Genomic DNA, 19,180 nt, shown 5'->3' with positions numbered 1-19,180 from the left:
GGGCGGCGGGCTGCGCTTTTCCGGCGAGTTTCCACGACTGGCCTACACCACACTCCGTAATCGAATAACAGCGAAACCACCCGGAATCCCTCGAACTGCTGAACCAGACCCGTTCGACCCCGGAACACACCATTCCGGCCGGACGGCATGCAGGTGGCACATTCCAAAGGCAAGTACGCCGACATCGAGACCCTCCACGAACAGGCGATCACCCTGCGCCGCCGGGGCTACAGCCTCCGGCGGATCCGCGACGAACTGAAGATCTTCAACAACGACCTGCTCAACCAACTGGTGAAGGGCGAGCCGCCGCCGGCATGGCCGAAGCGCCCCCGCGCGAAGGACGACCTCCGCTATCCACGGCCGGCGTCGCGCTTTACTGGGCCGAGGGACAAAAGAGCAAGTCGTACAGCCGCCGCGAAGCAGTCATCTTCGTCAACAGCGACACGCAGGGGATCCAGGTCCATCCGGCCTGGCTCGACTTGCTCGGAGTGGATCGCGAGCGACTGCGCTGCAGCGCACAACCCTCAAGAAGCACAACCCGAAGACAGTCCGCAAAAACGTCGGCGAGGCTTATCACGGCCGCCTCGTCATTCGAGTCCTGCAAGGAGCCGAGTTGTACCGTCGCATTGAAGGCTGGTGGTACGGCATAGTAGGTGCCGCGACCTCGACGGACTAGCAAAGTGTCCGTTTTGGCCGTCTATACACTCCCCTGTGGTGTAATTGGCAACACGGGTCACTTTGGATGATTTGTTCCAGGTTCGAGTCCTGGCAGGGGAGCTCCTTGTGGGCCCTGACAGCTGCGTCAGGGCCCGCTCTCATGTCCCCCCAGAACCCCCCCGGTATCCTGCGGTTGTCCACACCCCCTCCCCAGCCGAAGGGCATCCCGTGAGCGCCATTCGCCCGGCAGCCGTCGTCGTTCTCGCAGCGGGTGAGGGCACCCGTATGAAGTCGGCCACACCGAAGGTCCTGCACGAGATCTGCGGCCGCAGTCTCGTCGGCCATGTGCTGGCCGCCGCCGGTGTGTTGGAGCCGGAGAACCTGGTCGTCGTGGTCGGGCACGCGCGGGAGCAGGTCACCGAGCACCTGGGCGCCGTCGCGCCCGGCGTCCGTACCGCCGTGCAGGACCGGCAGAAGGGGACCGGGCACGCCGTGCGGATGGCCCTGGAGGAGCTGGGCGGCGGCCCCGACGGGACCGTGGTCGTGGTCTGCGGCGACACCCCGCTGCTGACCGCCGACACGCTGAGGCAGCTCACGGCCGCCCACGCCGCCGACGGCAACGCCGTCACCGTGCTCACCGCGGAGGTGCCGGACGCGACCGGCTACGGCCGGATCATCCGGGACGAGGCCACCGGCGCCGTCACCGCGATCGTCGAGCACAAGGACGCGACGGAGACGCAGCGCGTCATCCGGGAGATCAACTCCGGTGTGTTCGCCTTCGACGGGCGGCTGCTCGCGCAGGCGCTGGGGAAGGTCCGTACGAACAACAGCCAGGGCGAGGAGTATCTGACCGACGTCCTCGGGATCCTGCGCGAGGCGGGGCACCGAGTCGGCGCGTCGGTGGCCGCGGATCACCGGGAGATCGCCGGGATCAACAACCGTGTGCAGCTCGCCGAGGCCCGTCGGATCCTCAACGAGCGGCTGCTGAACGACGCGATGCTCGCCGGGGTGACCGTGGTGGACCCGGCGACGACGTGGGTCGACGTCACCGTCACCTTCGAGCAGGACGTGATCGTCCACCCGGGCACCCAGCTGCAGGGCACCACGCGTCTGGCCGAGGGCTGCGAGGTCGGTCCGAACAGCCGGCTGAAGGACACCAGGGTGGGCGCGGGGGCGCGGGTGGACAACACCGTGGCCGAGGGGGCGACCGTCGGCGCGGAGGCGACCGTGGGGCCGTTCGCGTATCTGCGTCCGGGGACGCGTCTCGGGCGGAAGGGCAAGATCGGGACGTACGTCGAGACGAAGAACGCGTCGATCGGTGAGGGGACGAAGGTGCCTCACCTGTCGTATGTCGGTGACGCGACGATCGGCGAGTACAGCAACATCGGTGCGGCGAGTGTGTTCGTGAACTACGACGGTCAGGAGAAGCACCACACGACCGTGGGTTCGCACTGCCGTACCGGTTCGGACAACATGTTTGTGGCGCCTGTCACGATCGGGGACGGCGCCTACACGGCCGCCGGCTCTGTGATCACGAAGGATGTGCCGCCCGGCTCGCTGGCCGTGGCCCGTGGTCAGCAGCGGAATATCGAGGGCTGGGTGGCTCGTAAGCGTCCGGGGAGCGCGGCGGCGAAGGCGGCCGAGGCGGCGTCCCGGAAGCCGGATGGCGAAGGCTGACCGGAAACAGGTGCGTCTGGGACGGCGTACCGTGATAAGTGCACATCCGCACCCCACCAGCTGAGACGACGCTCTCGCCCGGCTGCCGAGACGTCGTGCCGACACCCAGCTGAGACACCTCTGAGGAGAAAGTGCTGTGACCGGGATCAAGACGACCGGCGAGAAGAAGATGATGTTCTTCTCCGGCCGCGCCCACCCCGAGCTTGCCGAGGAGGTCGCCCACCAGCTGGGTGTCGGGGTTGTCCCGACGAAGGCCTTCGACTTCGCCAATGGCGAGATCTATGTGCGTTATCAGGAGTCGGCGCGTGGCGCGGACTGCTTCCTGATCCAGAGCCACACGGCTCCGATCAACAAGTGGATCATGGAGCAGCTGATCATGATCGACGCGCTGAAGCGCGCGTCGGCCCGCTCCATCACGGTGATCGTGCCGTTCTACGGTTACGCGCGGCAGGACAAGAAGCACCGGGGTCGTGAACCGATCTCGGCGCGTCTGATCGCGGACCTGATGAAGACGGCGGGTGCGGATCGCATCCTGACGGTGGATCTGCACACGGACCAGATCCAGGGCTTCTTCGACGGTCCGGTGGACCACCTGTTCGCGCTGCCGCTGCTGGCGGACTACGTGGGCAAGAAGGTGGACCGGGAGAAGCTGACGGTGGTCTCGCCGGACGCGGGCCGGGTTCGGGTCGCGGACCGCTGGTGTGACCGGCTGGGCGCGCCGCTGGCGATCGTGCACAAGCGGCGTGACAAGGACGTGGCGAACCAGGTGACCGTCCACGAGGTCGTGGGTGAGGTCAAGGGCCGGGTGTGCGTGCTGGTCGACGACATGATCGACACGGGTGGCACGATCTGTGCCGCGGCGGACGCGCTGTTCGCGCACGGTGCGGAGGATGTCATCGTGACGGCGACGCACGGTGTGCTGTCGGGTCCGGCGGCGGACCGGCTGAAGAACTCCCGGGTGAGCGAGTTCGTGTTCACGAACACGCTGCCGACGCCGGGTGAGCTGAGCCAGGACCTGGACAAGCTGACGGTGCTGTCGATCGCGCCGACGATCGCCCGTGCGGTGCGTGAGGTGTTCGAGGACGGTTCGGTGACGAGCCTGTTCGACGAGCAGTAGGCCTTTCGGGCTTTCCGCTTCTGCTTGATCGATTTTTCTGTGGCCTTCCTCGCCGAGTATTCTGTTGCAGTTGCTCGGCGAGGGAGGCCGCACCCGTGTGTGCGGCGGTCCGTTATCGACGCGCTCTTCGTAGCAGGCCGTTCGTGGCCGGGTGACCCCGTCCGTTCCGCTTTCTACGAGGAGTGATCATCATGTCCGAGGTGAAGCTCACCGCCGAGACCCGTACCGAGTTCGGCAAGGGCGCTGCCCGCCGTATCCGCCGTGACCACAAGGTCCCGGGTGTGCTGTACGGCCACGGCTCCGACCCGCTGCACCTGACCTTCCCGGGTCACGACCTGCTGCTGGCGCTGCGTACGCCGAACGTCCTGATCTCGCTGGACATCGACGGCAAGTCCCAGGAGCTGGCGATCCCGAAGGCCGTGCAGCGTGACCCGCTGAAGGGCTTCCTGGAGCACGTCGACCTGCTGCTGGTCAAGCGTGGCGAGAAGGTCACGGTCGAGATTCCGGTCGTCGCCGAGGGCGAGCTGGCCGCCGGTGGCAACCTGCTGGAGCACGTGCTGAACGCGCTTCCGGTCGAGGCCGAGGCCACGCACATCCCGGAGCAGCTGACCGTCTCGGTCGAGGGTCTGGAGGCCGGTGCCTCGATCCACGCCAAGGACATCGCGCTGCCGAACGGCGTGACTCTGGCCGTCGAGGAGGACGCTGTCGTGCTGCAGGTCCTGGCCGCGCAGGCCGAGGAGGCCGCGGGCGAGGAGGCCACCGAGGGTGGCGAAGAGGCCGCCGAGGCCTGATCCTCAGCGTCGTCGTTTTCGTCAGCCGCTGTTCCCCGGGGGTTTCTCCGTGGGGGCAGCGGCTGGCGCGTATCTAAGGAGACATGGACGTGACGACGGATGCGGGTGCGCCCTGGCTGGTCGTGGGGCTGGGGAATCCGGGGCCGGAGTACGCGATGAACCGGCACAACGTCGGTTTCATGGTGGCCGATCTGCTGGCGGAGCGGATCGGGGGCAGGTTCAAGCGGGCGGGCAAGGCGCAGGCGCAGGTGGTGGAGGGCCGGATCGGTCCGCCGGGGCCGGCGAACCGGCGGGTGATTCTGGCGAAGCCGATGTCGTACATGAATCTGTCGGGTGGTCCGGTGAACGCGCTGCGGGACTTCTACAAGGTTCCGGTGGCGAACATCGTGGCGGTGCACGACGAGCTGGACATCGACTACGGGACGCTGCGGCTGAAGCTGGGTGGTGGTGACAACGGGCACAACGGGCTGAAGTCGATGACGAAGGCGATGGGTTCGGACTATCACCGGGTGCGGTTCGGGATCGGGCGGCCGCCGGGGCGGATGCAGGTGGCGGATTTCGTGCTGAAGGATTTCGCCTCGGCGGAGCGCAAGGAGCTGGACTACTTCGTGGACCGGGCGGCGGACGCGGTGGAGTGTCTGGTGATCGAGGGGTTGGAGCGGGCCCAGAGCACGTACAACTCGTAGGGGCGGGTGCCGTTACCGGTCGCGGCCGGGGAGGTACGGCGTGAGGTAGGTCCGGATGTCGTCGGTGGCGTCGGGATGGAGTGTGAGCCAGCGGGCGGCGTGGGCTTCGATCTCGTCGCGGTGGGGGGCGGCGGGCGGGTGGTCGGCGAGGGCGCGCAGCAGGTGTTTGGCGGCTGCCAGATGTCCGTTGAGCCGAAGCCAGTTCAGGGCTGTGGGAATGACGTCCGGGTGCGGGGGCGGGGTGCTCCGGAGAGTTGTGATCAGGTGCGCGAGGATCAGGGCTCCGGGTTGGCGGAGGCCGTGGGCTGACATGAGCCAGTTCACGGCCTGCCCGATGATCGTCGATTGGATGTCGCCGGACGGGTTCTCCAGCTTGAGGAGGATCGAGTGCAGCTGGTTGTCCGTTTTGGTGGGGCCGTGTGCGGTCAGCCAGTCGAGGGTCGCTCGTACCAGTTCGGGATCCGGGTTCCCTGATATCACTCCTTCGAGGAGGAGCACGCGGAGCACTTTGTCGTCGGTTGGGGCCGGGTTGTCCAGGTCGAGTCTGTCTCTGGCGTATCGAGCGGCTTCGGCGCGCACGTCGGTGCCTGGGGTGAGAGCGGTCAGCAGGGCGCTGAGGACGTGGTTTTCCGCTGCGGCGGTCTCCGGGGTCCGGTGCCGGGCGGCGAGCCATGTGCGTACGGCGTCGAGGGCATGTCGCGGGCCGTCGTCACCGAGCTCTTCGGGGTGGCCGACCGCGTAGGCGAGGAATTTCGCCCCGTTCCTGTCTGTGGGGAAGGCCTTGACCCAGCGCAGGACGTGGTCCCAGAAGAGGCGCGTGACGGTCGATGGCTCGTGGTCGTCTGTGCCGGTGTGCCGGGCGTTGCGGAGGTTTTGGATCACGTAGGCGGCGTCTGCGGTGTCGCCGTGGGCTTCCAGCCAGTGGAGGGCCTGGGTGACGCCGGTTTTGAGGGCGTTCTCGTTCTTGGTGAGGCCTGCCTGGAGCAGGTAGGGGGAGAGGACGAAGGACGCCAGGGGCTGGTCGGCGTGGATCTGTAGCCAGGCGTGTGCCCGCTGCAGGGCTTCTTCGATCAGGGCGTCGGGGAGGTCGTTGATCGGGAGCAGCCGGCGGAAGACGTAGCTGTCCCGTAGCTCTGTGAAGGGCACCTTCCGCATGCGTTCGAGTGCCGTCTGCACAGCTTCGATCCGTTGCTCGGGGGTCATTTCGCGCTGGCGGGCGAGGAGTGCCTGGAGGAGGTGGCGTTCCCAGGGGGTCTCGTGTGAGGAGAGCCAGGCCAGGGCTTTGGTGATGGCGGTGTTCGTGACGTCGGCGCGGTCGGGGTCGGTGGGGGCGTGGTCCTGGTATCTCAGCAGATCGATGAGGACGAAGCTGGCTTCGGGCAGGTCGGGATGTTCTTCGAGCCAGGTGAGGGCGGCGGTCGCGCTGGCGGCGCCGGATTCGGGGGCGGCCTCGACGTTGGTCTTGTAGAGCAGGGGTGCCAGGACGAATGAGGCCGTGACGGCCGACGCGTTTCTCTCTTCGGCGAGCCAGGTGTGAGCGGCTGCCACTGCTCTGCGGGCGAGTTGGGGGGAGAGGGATGGGGACTTGAGCAGGTTGTGCAGGACATAGCTGGCGATGGGTTTGGCGCCGTGGTGGTGGAGCCATTCGAGGGCGAAGGTGGCGATGGGGGTGGTGTCGGCGAGCTGCGGGCTGTCGAGGGCTGCTCTCAGCAGGTAGTTGGCCTGTTCGTAGGCGGCGTATCTGACGAGCCAGTCGTGGGTGGCTTCGGCGAGCCGGAGGCGGTGGTCGGCGGGGATGGAGGGGGCGCGCAGGAGGGTGCTGAGGAGGCGTTCGTCGGCGAGTTCCCGGCGGAATTGGTGGGCGACCTCGACGGCGGTGTGCACGGCGAGGGTGACGATGTCGGAGCGGTGGCCGGTGTGGCGCAGGAGGGTGTGGATGCGGATGCGGCCCTGGCGGGTGAGGCCGTGGTGGTGGAGCCAGTCGCGGGTGGGGCCGGCGACGTACTGCTCGTAGTGGTCGGGGTGGCCTGTGGTGGCGGCGTGGGCCAGGGCGTTGATGAGGTGGACGGCGTCGGGGTCGTCGGGGATGTGCTGGGTGAGCCAGTCGTGGGCGGCCTGCAGGAGTGCGGCGGGGGCGGCTGCGGAGTTGAGGGCGGCGTCGGTGAGGAAGGCGCGGATGTGGGCGGGGTCGGCTCCGGCGAGCCAGGGGGTGACGACGGTGTGCCAGTGGTCGACGACGGCTCGGCGCCAGGGGAGGGCGGAGATCATCGTGATGAGGGTGCGTGCGCCTTCGTCGGGGGTGGCGCGCAGCAGCGTGAGGATGTCGGCTTGGCGCGTGCTGAGCCAGGTGGAGCAGGCTCGGGCGAGTTCGTCGGCCGCGTCGCCTTCGAGGTCGGTGCCCCAGCGGTTGAGGTGGCCGACGGCTCTGCGCAGGGTGCGCAGGTCGGGGTGGAGGGCGTCGAGGAGTTCGCCGGGCCGGTCGGGGTCGAGGGTGTAGCCGTCCAGGAGGCAGGTCTCGCCGAGGAAGAGGTCGGTGACGATGTCGTGGATGGTGTCGAGGAGGTCGGCGTCGGGGTTGTCGGGGTCCTCGGCGGTGAGGAGCCAGCCGTGTGACTTGAGGCGGGCGACGACTTTGGCGCCGTTGACGGCGGTGCGCGCGAGGGTGCCGGTGGTGCCGTCGGCTGTGGTGGCGAGACGGCCGCGCAGGACGGTGTCGGCGGATTTCTCGACGGCGTCGCGGGTGTGGACGCAGGTGAGGGCGGCCGCGGTGGCGGCGAGGCGTTCGGCGACGTCGTCGGCGGGGCCGAGGTCCTCTCGGGTGCGGCGGTCGAACCAGTCGATGAGGGCGCCGGGGCGGGGGACGTCGGGGTTGGCGGGGTCGAGGGTGCCGTCCGCGGCGAGTTGTTCCAGTTCGAGGGAGAGGAGCAGGGCGAGGACGGGGTGGGTGGTGCACAGGTCGGCCATGGTGTCGCCGAGTGCGGTCCAGGCTTTGGGGGCGACGGTCTGGAAGATGTGCCGGGCGAGGGTTTGCCGGCGGGTCTCGTCGGTGCGGAGGTCGACGACGGCGAAGAGGGTGCGTGAGCCGCGGCTCTCCAGGTCTCTGCGGGCGCCGGGGCGGACGGCGGCGACGCAGGCGATGTGCAGGCCTTCCTCGGCTTCGGCGTGCAGGAGGGTGGCGAGGTCGCGCAGGTCGAGGCTGTGGTAGCGGTCGAGGTAGTCGAGGACGAGGAGGACGCGGCTGCCGCGCCGGTGTGCGACGGCTTCCCGGACGCTGTCGAGGAGTTGTTCGGCGCGCAGTCCCTCGTCCTGCCGGGGGTGGAACACCTGCCAGCCGCGGTCGAGGGCGTGCCGGGCGACTTCGAGGCAGGTGCGGGTCTTGCCGGTGCCGGCGGGTCCGGTGAGGAGGATGCCGCGCAGGGCGTCCTGGTAGCCGGTGGAGTCGGCGGGGTTGGTGAGCCGGGCGAGGATGCGGGCCGGTGAGGTCTCGTGGTGGGCGTCGGGCGGGAGGTAGGGCAGGCGGGTGTCGGTGAGGAACTTGCCTTTGGCGCCGAGCCGGGTGAGGGCCTCGGTGTGGGTGGGCAGTGAGTCGGGCCGGTGGACGGGCGGGGTGGGGCGGAAGGGGGCGCCGCTCCAGTGGTCGGTGTCGGCGGTGAGGCGTTGGCCCTGGAGTTCGTCGCGGAGTGAGTGGGCGATGGCGGCCGGGTCGGGCAGCCACCCTGGCGCGGCGTCGAGTTTGGCGAGGAAGGCGCGGGTGAACAGGCCGCCGCCGTCGGGGTGGCTGTAGGCGGCGCTGCCGGACTGGGTGGCGTGCAGGCTGAGCAGTTCGGTTCGCCGTCTGGGTTTGTGGGCGGTGCCGGGGAACGTGACCCAGCCGTAGGTGTGGGGGCGGGGGTCGGTGAGGCGGCAGGCGTCGTAGACGAGGACCTTGCGGGCGATGTGGTCGTAGGCCTGGTTGTGCAGGAGGTAGTCGCGCAGGCTGTCGGTGGACATGGCCATCAGGCCGTCGGCGAAGGGGAGGAGTTCGCCTTTCTGGTCGGGTGGCAGCAGGCCGTGGCCGCTCCAGGTGAGCCAGAGCAGGTCGGCCTGCGGCACGGCCGGCAGGTGCTGTGCGAGGACTTCCCGGATGTCCCGTTCGGTGGCGGCGTGGTGGTGGCTGATGCCGAGCCGGTCGGCCGCTCGGCGGACGTGGTCGCGGTTGGTGTCCAGGGGGGAGACGCACAGCCGGATGTGGTCGGGCGGTACGTCGTTGTCGATCAGCCACTGGGCGTGGCCGAGGGCGTCGGCGGCGGCTCCGGGCAGTGGTTTCAGGCCGGTGTCGTACTGCTCGATCCCGACGAGCAGGGCGTACGTCCGCTCGGGCGTGACGTCGGGCAGGATCTCGGTCACGCGCTGCCGTCCCGGGCGATGCGGGCGAGGAGACCGAGGACTTCGGGGTTGCGGAAGTAGGCGCTGTGGGAGGCCTTGAACGGCTGGCCGGAGGTGAGGTCGATGTCCTGGACGCGCTGGGGGAAGACGGGTTCGGCGAGGAAGGCGAGCAGGTCGCGCCGGTCGTAGACGTTGGTCCACCGCGGGAAATGCCCGGGCAGGGGGGCGTCGGGGTCGAGGGCGGGCAGTGCGCCGAGTTCGTGGAGGTGGGCGGCCTGGGAGCCGATGGTGACGAGGTGGCGTACGGCGGGCAGTTCCTGCTCGGCGAGGAGGTCGACGGCGGCTGTGCCGCCCAGGCTGTGTGCGAGCAGGACGATCGGGCCGTGCTCTGCGGCGACTTCGGTGACGCGCTGTCTGATGTGGTGGCGCAGGGCGGCGCCACGGGCCAGGTATTTGAGGATGTCGCCGGCTCGGGGGTGGGTGCGGTCCATGAGGGCGGCGCGTTTCCACATGAGGTAGCGCATGCCGCCGAGGGGGGCGAGCACCTTCCAGGTGCCGCCGAGGACGCCGCGGGCGTCGCCGTCGCCCAGGTCCCGGGCGATGAGGCGGACGGCTTCGTCACGGCGGGCGGGTGACCAGCGCAGGACTCCTCCCCGGTGGTCGACGGCCACGAGGAGGTGGGCGACGACGGCGGTCGCGACGGCGGTGGGCAGTTGCCCAGGAGGCATTCCGTGTTCGAGGGCGTCGCGGCCGACGGGGCTGTCGAGGACGGTGGTGACGGCCTCGGGGAAGTCCCGGAGGACGCCGGCTTCATCGAGGAGTGCGGCCAGTGCGGCGGGGGGTGTGGCGGCGAGGGCGCGGGCGGTGGCTTCGAGGGCGGGGTCGGGGGGTTCGTCGTAGGGTGCGTCTGTTTCCGTGGTGGTGCGGCGCAGGGGTGCCAGGGGGTCTTCGTAGAGCAGTTCCCAGGCGAGGGCTTCCGCTTCCGCGTCGGACGGCTCGCTCCGGGAGGGGTCGGTCCTGGACGGCTCGGTCCTGGACGGCTTGTGTCCGGACGGCTCGGGCGGGACCGGTTCCGCCGGTGCGCCGGGCAGTGTGGCGGTGCCGGTGCCCGAGGGGACGCCGAAGACGTCGCCCCAGTAGCAGTCGTGCACGCGCAGGGCCGGGTCGATGTCCGCGAGGCCCTTGCGCAGTTCGTCCGCGGTCTCGTCGTACGCGGCGCGTCTCACACCCGTTCCGTGAACGAACAGCAGCCCGGCCATGCCGCCCCCTCGCGTGCTTCGCGTCCTCGTCTCCCGTTCACCTTAAGAACGTCGGGCTCCCCCGTCCCCGGTTCCCGAGCGAGCGAAGTTGACTTTCGGCAAACCGATGGCCAAGGATCGCGGCCATGCCTTCTGCGGTCGTCTCCAGTCAGGGTGCGGACGCCGTGCTGCGGTTCGGTCGTTCCGCGGCGACGGGTGTGCTCACGGCGCTGATCCTGATCGCCGGTGTGTGGGCCTCGTGGGGTTCCGCCCAGTACACGATGCTCACCAAGGGGCGTGAGAGCGGGACGATCGTGGTGAACCGGTGTGACGACGGCACCTGTGCCGGGCCGTTCACGCCGCTGTCGCAGGGCGCGCGGCCGCGTGAGCGGGTGGTCATCGAGGAGTCGGCCGCCGTGCGGGAGGGGCAGACGTACACGGTCGTCCTGAAGCCCGACGGTGACGAGGTGGTGCGGTCGGGGCCCGCCGGGGTCCTCCATTCCTGGGTGCCGCTCGGCGGTGCGCTGCTGCTCGCCTCGGTCGTGGTGGCGGGCGGGCTGAGCCGGACGCGGGTGGCGTGGGTGATGGGCGGGTCGGGGCTGGCGCTGATCACGGCGGCGTTCCTGGTCGTCTGAGCCGGTCCGGGCCCGGGGTCGCGCAACGATTTTCGCATCAGCCGACACTCCGACCCGATATCGGCGTTCTTCACACTGTGGAGAGTTCGAGCGTTGCCGGTTCGTGCTTGTTCCGTCATCGCGCGAGGCCGGAAGCTGAGCCGCCCCCTCCACATCTTCCCCGTTCGTCACTCGAAGATGGACTGCTTCATGCGAACCCTTACTCGCGCCGGCGCCGTGTCCGCCGTCGCCGCGGCAGCGCTGCTCCTGTCCCCCGCCGCCCACGCCACCCCGCCGGCCGGCGACAACGGCACCGTCAAGATCCACGACTCGGCCACCGGCGAGGAGCTGCGCAAGAACGAGCCGCACGTCTGCACGTTCTACCTGGACGCCTTCGGCTTCGACGCCGGTCAGCAGGTCGACTGGCACATCGAGGCCTGGGCGCCGACGGCCGGCGTCAAGGGCGAGACGGTGAAGTCCGGCTCGCTCGCCCTGGACGCCGAGGGCCACGGCCGTACGGAGGACCTGTCGCTGCCCGACGGTCACTACAAGCTGTTCTGGAACTTCGACGGCGAGAAGGGCTCCGCGAAGCACAAGGTCTTCTGGACGGACTGCGAGGAGAAGGACGGGGGCGATCAGCCCGGTACGACGCCGTCCGCCACGCCGTCCGCGTCGTCGGGTGCCTCCGGGGCCCCCAGCGCCTCCCCGGGCACGTCCGAGGGCGGCGAGACCGTTCCGGCCGCCTCCTCCTCCCCGTCCGCGCAGGGCGGTGGCGGCGGAGGTGACCTCGCCGAGACCGGCAGCAGCGCCCCGGTCGGTCTGCTGGCCGGTGCCGCCGCCGCGCTGGTCGCCGCGGGCGGCTGGCTGGTGCTGCGGCGGCGGACGGGCCGGCAGGGCTGACCCGGTCCCATGACGCGGAACGGCGGCGCCCCCGCCTCGTACGTCGCGAGCGAGTACGAGGACGGGGGCGCCGCCGTGTGCCGGGCGGGGCCGGGGTCAGCCGGTGTTGCGCAGGCCGGCCGCGACGCCGTTGACGGTGAGCAGCAGGGCCCGGGACAGCAGCGGGTCGGGCTGTTCGCCGGCGGCGACCGCGTCGCGCTGGCGCTTGAGGAGCGCGACCTGGAGGTAGGAGATCGGGTCCAGGTAGGCGTCGCGGATGGCGAAGGTCTGCCGCAGGACCGGCTGGGCGTCCAGCAGCTCCTGTTCGCCGGTGACCCGCAGGACCTCGCGGACGGTCAGCTCGTGCTCGGCCTCGATGGTGTCGAAGACGTGCTTCAGCTCGTCGGGGACGAGGGTGTCGACGTAGTGGCGGGCGATCCGCAGATCGGTCTTGGCGAGGGTCATCTCGACGTTGGAGATGAAGTTCCGGAAGAAGTGCCACTGCTCGTACATCTCGTCGAGCACGGTGTCCAGGCCGGCTTCGCGCAGCGCCTTCAGGCCGGAGCCGACGCCGAACCAGCCGGGGACGATCTGCCGGGACTGGGTCCAGCCGAACACCCACGGGATGGCGCGCAGGCCGTCGAGCGAGACGCCGGAGCCGGGGCGGCGGGAGGGCCGCGAGCCCAGGTGCAGGTCGGCGAGCTGGTCCACGGGCGTCGAGGCGAGGAAGTACGTCGGCAGGTCGGGGTCCTCGACCAGGTGCCGGTAGGCCGCGTGGGCCGCGTCGCTGACGACGTCCATGGCGGCGTCCCAGCGGGCCAGTGCCTCGTCGGACTGGCGGGGCGCGGTGTGCAGGGCGGAAGCCTGGAGGGTGGCGGCGACCGTCAGCTCAAGGTTCTCCCTGGCCAGGGACGGGATGAGGTACTTGTCGGAGATGACCTCGCCCTGCTCGGTGACCTTGATCTCGCCCTCCAGGGTGCCCCAGGGCTGGGCGAGGATGGCGTCGTGGGTGGGGCCGCCGCCGCGGCCGACGGTGCCGCCGCGGCCGTGGAAGAGGCGCAGCCGGACGCCGTAGCGGTGGGCGACGTCGCGCAGGCGGCGCTGGGCGCGGTGGATCTCCCACTGGCTGGTGGTGATGCCGCCGAACTTGGAGGAGTCGGAGTAGCCGAGCATGACCTCCTGGACGTCGCCGCGCAGGGCCACGAGCCTGCGGTATGACGGGTCGGAGAGCATGTCCTCCAGGATGGTGTCGGCGGCCTTGAGCTCGTCGGTGGTCTCCAGCAGCGGCACGATGCCGATCTTCGCCCAGCCGGCGTGCAGGTCGATCAGGCCGGCCTCGCGGGCGAGGACGGCGGCGGCGAAGACGTCGTCGGCGCCCTGGCACATGGAGATGATGTACGACTCGATGACCTCGGGTCCGAAGACCTCCAGGGCCCGCTTGACGGTCTGGAAGACGCCGAGGGTCTTCTCGCCGGCCGCGTCGACGGGTGCCGGGGTGGGGGCGAGGGGCCGCCGGGAGCGGAGTTCCTTGGCGAGCAGCCTGGCGCGGTAGTCGCGCGGCATGTCCGCGTACCGCCAGGACTCCTCACCGAGCCGGTCGAACAGCTGACCGAGGGCGTGGTGGTGGGCGTCGGCGTGCTCGCGGACGTCCATGGTGGCGAGCTGGAGGCCGAAGGCGGCCAGGGTGCGGATGGTGCGGTTCATCCGGCCCTCGGCGAACAGGGCGCCGCGGTGCTCGCGCAGGGAGCTCTGGATCAGGGTGAGGTCGCCGAGCAGCTGGGCGGTGCCGAGGTAGTCGCGGCCGGGCTCGTGCGGGGTGCCCTTGGCGAGGCGCTGCTTGGTGTTCTCCAGCTTCTGCCGGATGCAGGTGGCCTTGAGCCGGTAGGGCTCCTCGGCGTTGAGGCGCTTGTAGCGGGGGCTGATCTCGGGGAGGTTGTCGAGGTCGGCCTGGAGGGATTCCAGGAGCTCGGGCGTCGCGCCGGTGTAACGGATGGAGTTGGAAAGGAAGCCGCGCAGCTCGTCGATCATCTCCAGGGCGTCGTTGATGCCGTGCTCGTGCTGGAGGATGAGGACGTCCCAGGTGACCTGGGGGGTCACGTTGGGGTTGCCGTCGCGGTCGCCGCCGATCCAGGTGCCGAAGGTGAGGGGGCGGGTGTCCTCGGGGAGGGTGACGCCGACGCGCTCCAGTTCGGCGGTGAGGTCCTCCAGGACGTCGCCGACGGCGCCCGCGTGCAGCTCGTCGAGGTAGTAGATCGCGTTGCGGGCCTCGTCGGCGGGTTCGGGGCGCACGACGCGCAGCTCGTCGGTCTGCCAGACGAGGTCGATGTTCTCGGCGAGGCGGGTGTCGTGGCGGCGCCGGTCGGAGTCGAGGACGGGGGTGTCCAGGAGGGCGGCGATGCGCCGGAGCTTGTTGAGGACCGAGCGCCGGGCGGCCTCGGTGGGGTGTGCGGTGAAGACGGGGCGGACGTTGAGGTTCCGCACGGTCTCGCGCAGGTGCTCGGGGTCGGCGTCCTTCAGCCGGTCGGCGGTGCGCGAGAGCAGTCCGCCCTCGGCGGCGCGCTTGGCGCGCAGCTCGCGGCCGCGGTGCACCTGCTCGGTGACGTTGGCCAGGTGGAAGTAGGTGGAGAAGGCGCGGACCAGCTTGGCCGCGGTCTCCAGTTCCGTGCCGCGCAGCAGCTCGGCGGCGGCCTCGCCGTCCTCTCGGGTGAGGCGGCGTACCTTCTCCACGAGCTCGAGCAGCTCGGGGCCCTCCTGCCGCACCAGGGTCTCACCGAGGAGATCACCCAGCCGGCGGATGTCGGCGCGCAGCGCGCTGCTGTTCGTCGTGGTCTGGTCGTCGGCACTGCTCACAGGTGCGGCTCCTTGCAGTGTTGAAGCTCGTCTGGGAGGGGAACCCGGACGGCGTCTCGCGCGGCGGCTGCCGCATACGGGCCGGACATCCGGGAAGTAAACAGAGCGGACCGCGCTGTCCGACCGAGTCCAAGGATAGGTGTCCACTCGGACGCGCAGACTCTCGGGCTCTTGCCGCCGGGCGAGGCGCTGCCATACTTACGACGCCGTAGGTTACGGAACCGTAGGGAAGCCCGCGCGGTCTCCGGCCCGGCACACTGCCACAACCCTCGACCCCACAGGGGACGCCCATGACCACAAGCTCGGACGTGATCGACGACGCCCCGAAGTCGACATCCGAGGCCGCCGCGCCGCTGCCGTCCGCCACTCTGGGCGGCGAGCAGAAGCGGTCCGTCGAGCAGATCACGCTGCTGCTCTTCATCACCGTCCCGTTCCTCGCGCTGATCGCGGCCGTGCCGCTGGCGTGGGGATGGGGGGTGAGCTGGCTGGACCTCGGCCTGCTGGTCTTCTTCTACTACCTCGGCTGTCACGGCATCACGATCGGTTTCCACCGTCACTTCACCCACGGTTCCTTCAAGGCCAAGCGCCCGCTGAAGATCGCGCTGGCGATCGCCGGGTCGATGGCGGTTGAGGGCCCGCTCGTGCGCTGGGTCGCCGACCACCGCAGGCACCACAAGTTCTCCGACGCGGAGGGCGACCCGCACTCCCCGTGGAAGTACGGCGAGACGGTGCCGGCGCTGATCAAGGGCCTGTGGTGGGCGCACATCGGGTGGATGTTCGACGAGGAGCAGACGCCGCAGGACAAGTACGCGCCGGACCTGATCAAGGACCGGACACTGCGGGCGATCTCCCGCCAGTTCGTGCTGTGGACGGCCCTGTCGCTGGCGCTGCCGGCGGTGATCGGCGGTCTGGTGACGATGTCCTGGTGGGGAGCGTTCACCGGGTTCTTCTGGGGTTCGCTCGTCCGGGTGGCGCTGCTGCACCACGTGACGTGGTCGATCAACTCGATCTGCCACGCGGTGGGCAAGCGGCCGTTCAAGTCGCGGGACCGTTCGGGGAACGTGTGGTGGCTGGCGGTGCTGTCCTGCGGTGAGTCCTGGCACAACCTGCACCACGCCGACCCGACGTCCGCGCGGCACGGGGTGGAGCGCGGCCAGCTGGATTCGTCGGCCCGGCTGATCCGCTGGTTCGAACAGCTGGGCTGGGCGTACGACGTGCGCTGGCCGTCACGCTCGCGTATCGATTCGCGTCGCAACAGCGGTGAAGACGGCTCCCGGCGCCGGAAGGAGACCGCCGAGGCGGCATGATGGAGGCCGTGCCGACCGACTCCAGCAGTACCTCGAACAGTGACAAGCCGCGGCGTACCCGCCGTACCCGTATGACCGGTGCGGAGCGCCGCCAGCAGTTGCTGGAGATCGGTCGCACCCTCTTCGCCGCGAAGGGCTTCGAGGGCACGTCGGTGGAGGAGATCGCCGCGAAAGCGGGGGTTTCCAAGCCGGTGGTGTACGAGCACTTCGGCGGCAAGGAGGGCCTGTACGCGGTGGTGGTGGACCGCGAGATGCGGCGCCTGCTGGACATGGTGACGGGGTCGCTGACCGCCGGGCACCCGCGGGAGCTGCTCGAGCAGGCCGCGTTCGCCCTTCTGGACTACATCGAGGAGTACACGGACGGCTTCCGGATCCTCGTCCGCGACTCCCCCATCCCCCAGTCGACGGGGTCCTTCGCGTCCCTCATCTCGGACATCGCCACCCAGGTGGAGGACATCCTCGGCAAGGAGTTCAAGAGCCGCGGTTTCGACCCGAAGCTCGCTCCCCTGTACGCCCAGGCCCTGGTCGGCATGGTCGCGCTGACCGGCCAGTGGTGGCTGGAGGTGCGCCGCCCGAAGAAGGCGGAGGTGGCGGCGCATCTGGTGAACCTGGCGTGGCACGGGCTGGACGGACTGGAGCAGAAGCCGCGGCTGATAGGGCACCGCAAGAGCTAGTCCCCGGGCCTGACGGCCGGACGGTCAGGCCTCTTTGTGCGCCACCGCGAACACCCTGCGGAACGGGAACGGCGTGCCGTGGCCGGTCGCCGGGTACGCCTCGCGCAGGGCTTCGCGGTAGGCGTGGACGAATTCCTCCCGGGCCCGCGGATCGTCGGCGAGGGCGGTGAGGACGGGCCGCAGGGCGGTTCCGTTGACCCAGTCGAGGACGGGGTCCTCTCCGGTGAGCAGATGGACGTACGTCGTCTCCCAGACGTCGGCGGTGCAGCCGAGGGCGGTGAGGCGGCGCAGGTAGTCGGCGGGTGTGTGGACGGCGTCCTCGTGGCGCAGGGTTGCGGCGAGGCGGTCGCGCCAGGGCGGGGAGCCGGCGAGGTCGCGCAGCAGGCGGTGGCTGGGGGCGTCGAAGTTGCCGGGGACCTGGAAGGCGAGGGTGCCGCCGGGGGCGAGGGCGGAGATCCAGTCGGGGAAGCGGTCGGCGTGGCCGGGGACCCACTGGAGGGTGGCGTTGCTGACGATCAGGTCGTGCGGCTCGGCGGGCGTCCAGGTGCGGACGTCGGCGCGGGCGAAGTCGAGGCGGCCGCCGCCGGCGGTGGGCCCCGGCCGCGCCTGCGCCAGCATCTCGGGTGAGTTGTCGTAGCCGGTGATGTGCGCGCCGGGCCAGCGGTCGGCGAGGAGCGCCGTGACGTTGCCGGGGCCGCAGCCCAGGTCGGCGATGCGGGGCCGGTCGCCGGGGAGACCGGGGACGCGGGCGAGGAGGTCGGTGAAGGGGCGGGCGCGGTGGCCGGCGTGGCGCAGGTACTGGGCCGGGTCCCAGACGGGGGTGGGCATGAGAGGCCTCCTGTCTCTGGCAGTGTCCAGCCTGCCCCCGTCGATATCTTGACGTCAAGAGACTTCATGTCGACACAACCACTACACTGATCGTCATGGAGGACGAGGTCGATCGGCTGGTCGCAGCGTGGCGCCGGGAGCGCCCGGACCTCGACGTGGAACCACTCGAGGTGCTCAGCCGGGTGAGCAGGCTCGCCCGGCATCTGGACCGCGCGCGTCGGCTGGCCTTCTCCGAGCACAGCCTGGAGCCCTGGGAGTTCGACGTGCTGACCGCGCTGCGGCGCGCGGGCACGCCCTACCAGCTCTCCCCGGGGCAGCTGCTGACCCAGACCCTGGTGACGTCCGGCACCATGACCAACCGCATCGACCGGCTGGCCAAGAAGGGCCTGGTCGAGCGGCTGCCCGACCCCAGCGACCGGCGCGGCGTGCTGGTCCGGCTCACCGACGAGGGCCGTGACCGTGCCGACCAGGCCCTCGCCGGACTGCTGGACCAGGAGCGCGCCATCCTCGCCGAGCTGTCCCGCGCCCAGCGCGGCGAACTGGCGGCGCTGCTACGCCAGTTGACCGCCCCGTTCGACAACATCCCCGGCTAGGTCGACCGGCCCCACCCCGGCCCGCCGGGCCAGCGCGACGGCGGCGAGGGTGGAGTGCACGCCCAGTTTGCCGAGCACGTTCTGCATGTGGGTGCGGACGGTGTGCGGGCTGAGGAACAGCCGCTCGGCGACCGCCTTGCGGCCCAGTCCCGCCACCATGCAGCGCAGCACCTCCCGCTCGCGCGGGGTCAGCGACTCCACCAGCCGCTCGCTCTCGGTGCGGTGCTTGCGCGCGGCAGTCAGCTCCCGCAGCACCCCGGTGAGCAGCGCGGGCGGCAGATGGGTCTCGTCCCGCAGCACCCCGCGCACCACGGTGAGCAGCCGGGACAGCGAGCAGTCCTTGGCGACCCAGCCGGAGGCGCCCGCCTGCAGCGCCAGCGCGGCGCGCCGCGGATCGTCCTTCTCCGCCAGCACCACGACCCGCACCCCGGGCTGCGCCGAGCGCACGCCGGCGACCAGGGAGATCCCGTCGACGACGCCCTCCTCGCCGCTCTCCCGCTGCGCCGGTACGGCGGCCACCGCGGGCCGTATCCCGGGCGCGGCGCCGCCCAGGTCGGCGTCGACGAGCAGCACGTCGAAGCGCCGGCCCTCGGCCGCCGCCCGCTCCATGCTGCGCAGCGCGGCCGGGCCGCTGCCCGCGGCGGACACCTCGACGTCGGGCTCGGCCGCCAGGGCCGCCGCCAGCGACTCGGCGAAGATGCGGTGGTCGTCGACGACCAGGACACGGATGCGAACCACTGAAAACCCCCACTGGTCCGGAAAGACCCGGAGAAGGAGACACCGGCGCGGGTACGACGCCCTAGGGTTGCGGCAACCACAACCGCACGGCCGCCGCCGTGCCATGACTGCTACCCCCGCTTCGGGCGCCGTACCCGACCTTGTCTCGCCCCCTGAACAGCACCGG

14 protein-coding genes, 1 tRNA gene and 1 pseudogene are annotated in these 19,180 nt (G+C 70.4%); 11 read left to right on the top strand and 5 right to left on the bottom strand.

Features of this window, described 5'->3' with window-relative positions; genetic code table 11:
- Positions 1 to 153 precede the first annotated feature (153 nt).
- From ACSU6L_RS21910 to pth, 6 genes and pseudogenes are all read left to right on the top strand, one after another.
- Positions 154 to 676 (top strand): annotated as a pseudogene (locus ACSU6L_RS21910) (hypothetical protein).
- Positions 677 to 705: 29 nt separating this feature from the next.
- Positions 706 to 777, top strand: a tRNA-Gln gene (locus tag ACSU6L_RS21905).
- A gap of 108 nt (positions 778 to 885) precedes the next feature.
- A complete protein-coding gene (gene glmU / locus ACSU6L_RS21900; RefSeq protein WP_437059241.1) occupies positions 886 to 2,334 on the top strand; it encodes a bifunctional UDP-N-acetylglucosamine diphosphorylase/glucosamine-1-phosphate N-acetyltransferase GlmU in 1,449 nt (482 codons plus the stop codon).
- 136 nt (positions 2,335 to 2,470) lie between these two features.
- Positions 2,471 to 3,451 carry a ribose-phosphate diphosphokinase gene (locus ACSU6L_RS21895; RefSeq protein ID WP_073941400.1) on the top strand — a complete coding sequence of 327 codons (981 nt, stop codon included), beginning with the start codon at positions 2,471 to 2,473 and terminating at the stop codon, positions 3,449 to 3,451.
- A gap of 191 nt (positions 3,452 to 3,642) precedes the next feature.
- Positions 3,643 to 4,242, top strand: coding sequence for a 50S ribosomal protein L25/general stress protein Ctc (locus ACSU6L_RS21890; RefSeq protein WP_437059239.1), 600 nt, complete (start codon positions 3,643 to 3,645; stop codon positions 4,240 to 4,242).
- A gap of 83 nt (positions 4,243 to 4,325) precedes the next feature.
- A complete protein-coding gene (gene pth / locus ACSU6L_RS21885) occupies positions 4,326 to 4,928 on the top strand; it encodes an aminoacyl-tRNA hydrolase (RefSeq protein ID WP_073941402.1) in 603 nt (200 codons plus the stop codon).
- Positions 4,929 to 4,940: 12 nt separating this feature from the next.
- Here the strand turns inward: pth and ACSU6L_RS21880 are convergent, their stop codons facing one another.
- Both ACSU6L_RS21880 and ACSU6L_RS21875 read right to left on the bottom strand, forming a co-directional pair.
- Positions 4,941 to 9,314: a caspase family protein gene (locus ACSU6L_RS21880; RefSeq protein ID WP_437059236.1), complete on the bottom strand. Its 4,374-nt coding sequence runs from the start codon at positions 9,312 to 9,314 to the stop codon at positions 4,941 to 4,943.
- Complete coding sequence (locus ACSU6L_RS21875) at positions 9,311 to 10,519, bottom strand: hypothetical protein (RefSeq protein ID WP_437059234.1); 1,209 nt, start codon at positions 10,517 to 10,519, stop codon at positions 9,311 to 9,313. Before ACSU6L_RS21875 ends, ACSU6L_RS21880 begins: the two co-directional genes overlap by 4 nt.
- 158 nt (positions 10,520 to 10,677) lie before the next feature.
- Here ACSU6L_RS21875 and ACSU6L_RS21870 point away from each other — a divergent pair, with 158 nt between their 5' ends.
- Positions 10,678 to 11,166 (top strand): hypothetical protein, encoded by a 489-nt coding sequence (locus tag ACSU6L_RS21870; protein WP_437059232.1) that lies wholly within the window; start codon positions 10,678 to 10,680, stop codon positions 11,164 to 11,166.
- 189 nt (positions 11,167 to 11,355) lie between these two features.
- Positions 11,356 to 12,045, top strand: coding sequence for an LPXTG cell wall anchor domain-containing protein (locus ACSU6L_RS21865; protein ID WP_437059230.1), 690 nt, complete (start codon positions 11,356 to 11,358; stop codon positions 12,043 to 12,045).
- Between the two features lie 96 nt (positions 12,046 to 12,141).
- On the opposite strand, the gene ppc is transcribed toward ACSU6L_RS21865, so the two are convergent.
- On the bottom strand, positions 12,142 to 14,874 hold the full coding sequence (gene ppc / locus ACSU6L_RS21860) for a phosphoenolpyruvate carboxylase (protein ID WP_437059228.1): 2,733 nt from the start codon (positions 14,872 to 14,874) through the stop codon (positions 12,142 to 12,144).
- 290 nt (positions 14,875 to 15,164) lie between these two features.
- Here ppc and ACSU6L_RS21855 point away from each other — a divergent pair, with 290 nt between their 5' ends.
- Positions 15,165 to 16,181, top strand: a complete 1,017-nt coding sequence (locus ACSU6L_RS21855; RefSeq protein WP_437059226.1) for an acyl-CoA desaturase — start codon at positions 15,165 to 15,167, stop codon at positions 16,179 to 16,181.
- Positions 16,178 to 16,855 (top strand): TetR/AcrR family transcriptional regulator, encoded by a 678-nt coding sequence (locus tag ACSU6L_RS21850; RefSeq protein WP_073941408.1) that lies wholly within the window; start codon positions 16,178 to 16,180, stop codon positions 16,853 to 16,855. The genes ACSU6L_RS21855 and ACSU6L_RS21850 overlap by 4 nt, the downstream gene beginning before the upstream one ends.
- A gap of 24 nt (positions 16,856 to 16,879) precedes the next feature.
- Here the strand turns inward: ACSU6L_RS21850 and ACSU6L_RS21845 are convergent, their stop codons facing one another.
- Positions 16,880 to 17,683 carry a trans-aconitate 2-methyltransferase gene (locus ACSU6L_RS21845; RefSeq protein ID WP_437059224.1) on the bottom strand — a complete coding sequence of 268 codons (804 nt, stop codon included), beginning with the start codon at positions 17,681 to 17,683 and terminating at the stop codon, positions 16,880 to 16,882.
- Between the two features lie 95 nt (positions 17,684 to 17,778).
- On the opposite strand from ACSU6L_RS21845, the gene tamR reads away from it, so the two are divergent.
- Positions 17,779 to 18,276, top strand: a complete 498-nt coding sequence (tamR, locus tag ACSU6L_RS21840) for a MarR family transcriptional regulator TamR (RefSeq protein ID WP_019753616.1) — start codon at positions 17,779 to 17,781, stop codon at positions 18,274 to 18,276.
- Here the strand turns inward: tamR and ACSU6L_RS21835 are convergent.
- Complete coding sequence (locus tag ACSU6L_RS21835) at positions 18,235 to 19,014, bottom strand: LuxR C-terminal-related transcriptional regulator (RefSeq protein ID WP_437059222.1); 780 nt, start codon at positions 19,012 to 19,014, stop codon at positions 18,235 to 18,237. The genes tamR and ACSU6L_RS21835 overlap by 42 nt on opposite strands.
- Positions 19,015 to 19,180: the final 166 nt, after the last annotated feature.

It is taken from the genome of Streptomyces sp. enrichment culture (assembly GCF_964272855.1).
Classification (GTDB): domain Bacteria; phylum Actinomycetota; class Actinomycetes; order Streptomycetales; family Streptomycetaceae; genus Streptomyces.
Note: the sequence above shows the minus strand (reverse complement) of the source record. Positions and strands in the feature narration are given on the sequence as shown.

Excerpts from the sequence above, each read along its gene's own strand:
- ACSU6L_RS21865 (WP_437059230.1), top strand. The coding sequence starts at position 11,356 with ATGCGAACCCTTACTCGCGCCGGCGCCGTGTCCGCCGTCGCCGCGGCA.
- ACSU6L_RS21890 (WP_437059239.1), top strand. The coding sequence starts at position 3,643 with ATGTCCGAGGTGAAGCTCACCGCCGAGACCCGTACCGAGTTCGGCAAG.
- ACSU6L_RS21870 (WP_437059232.1), top strand. The coding sequence starts at position 10,678 with ATGCCTTCTGCGGTCGTCTCCAGTCAGGGTGCGGACGCCGTGCTGCGG.
- ACSU6L_RS21850 (WP_073941408.1), top strand. The coding sequence starts at position 16,178 with ATGATGGAGGCCGTGCCGACCGACTCCAGCAGTACCTCGAACAGTGAC.
- pth (WP_073941402.1), top strand. The coding sequence starts at position 4,326 with ATGGACGTGACGACGGATGCGGGTGCGCCCTGGCTGGTCGTGGGGCTG.
- ACSU6L_RS21855 (WP_437059226.1), top strand. The coding sequence starts at position 15,165 with ATGACCACAAGCTCGGACGTGATCGACGACGCCCCGAAGTCGACATCC.
- ACSU6L_RS21845 (WP_437059224.1), bottom strand. The coding sequence starts at position 17,683 with ATGCCCACCCCCGTCTGGGACCCGGCCCAGTACCTGCGCCACGCCGGC.
- tamR (WP_019753616.1), top strand. The coding sequence starts at position 17,779 with ATGGAGGACGAGGTCGATCGGCTGGTCGCAGCGTGGCGCCGGGAGCGC.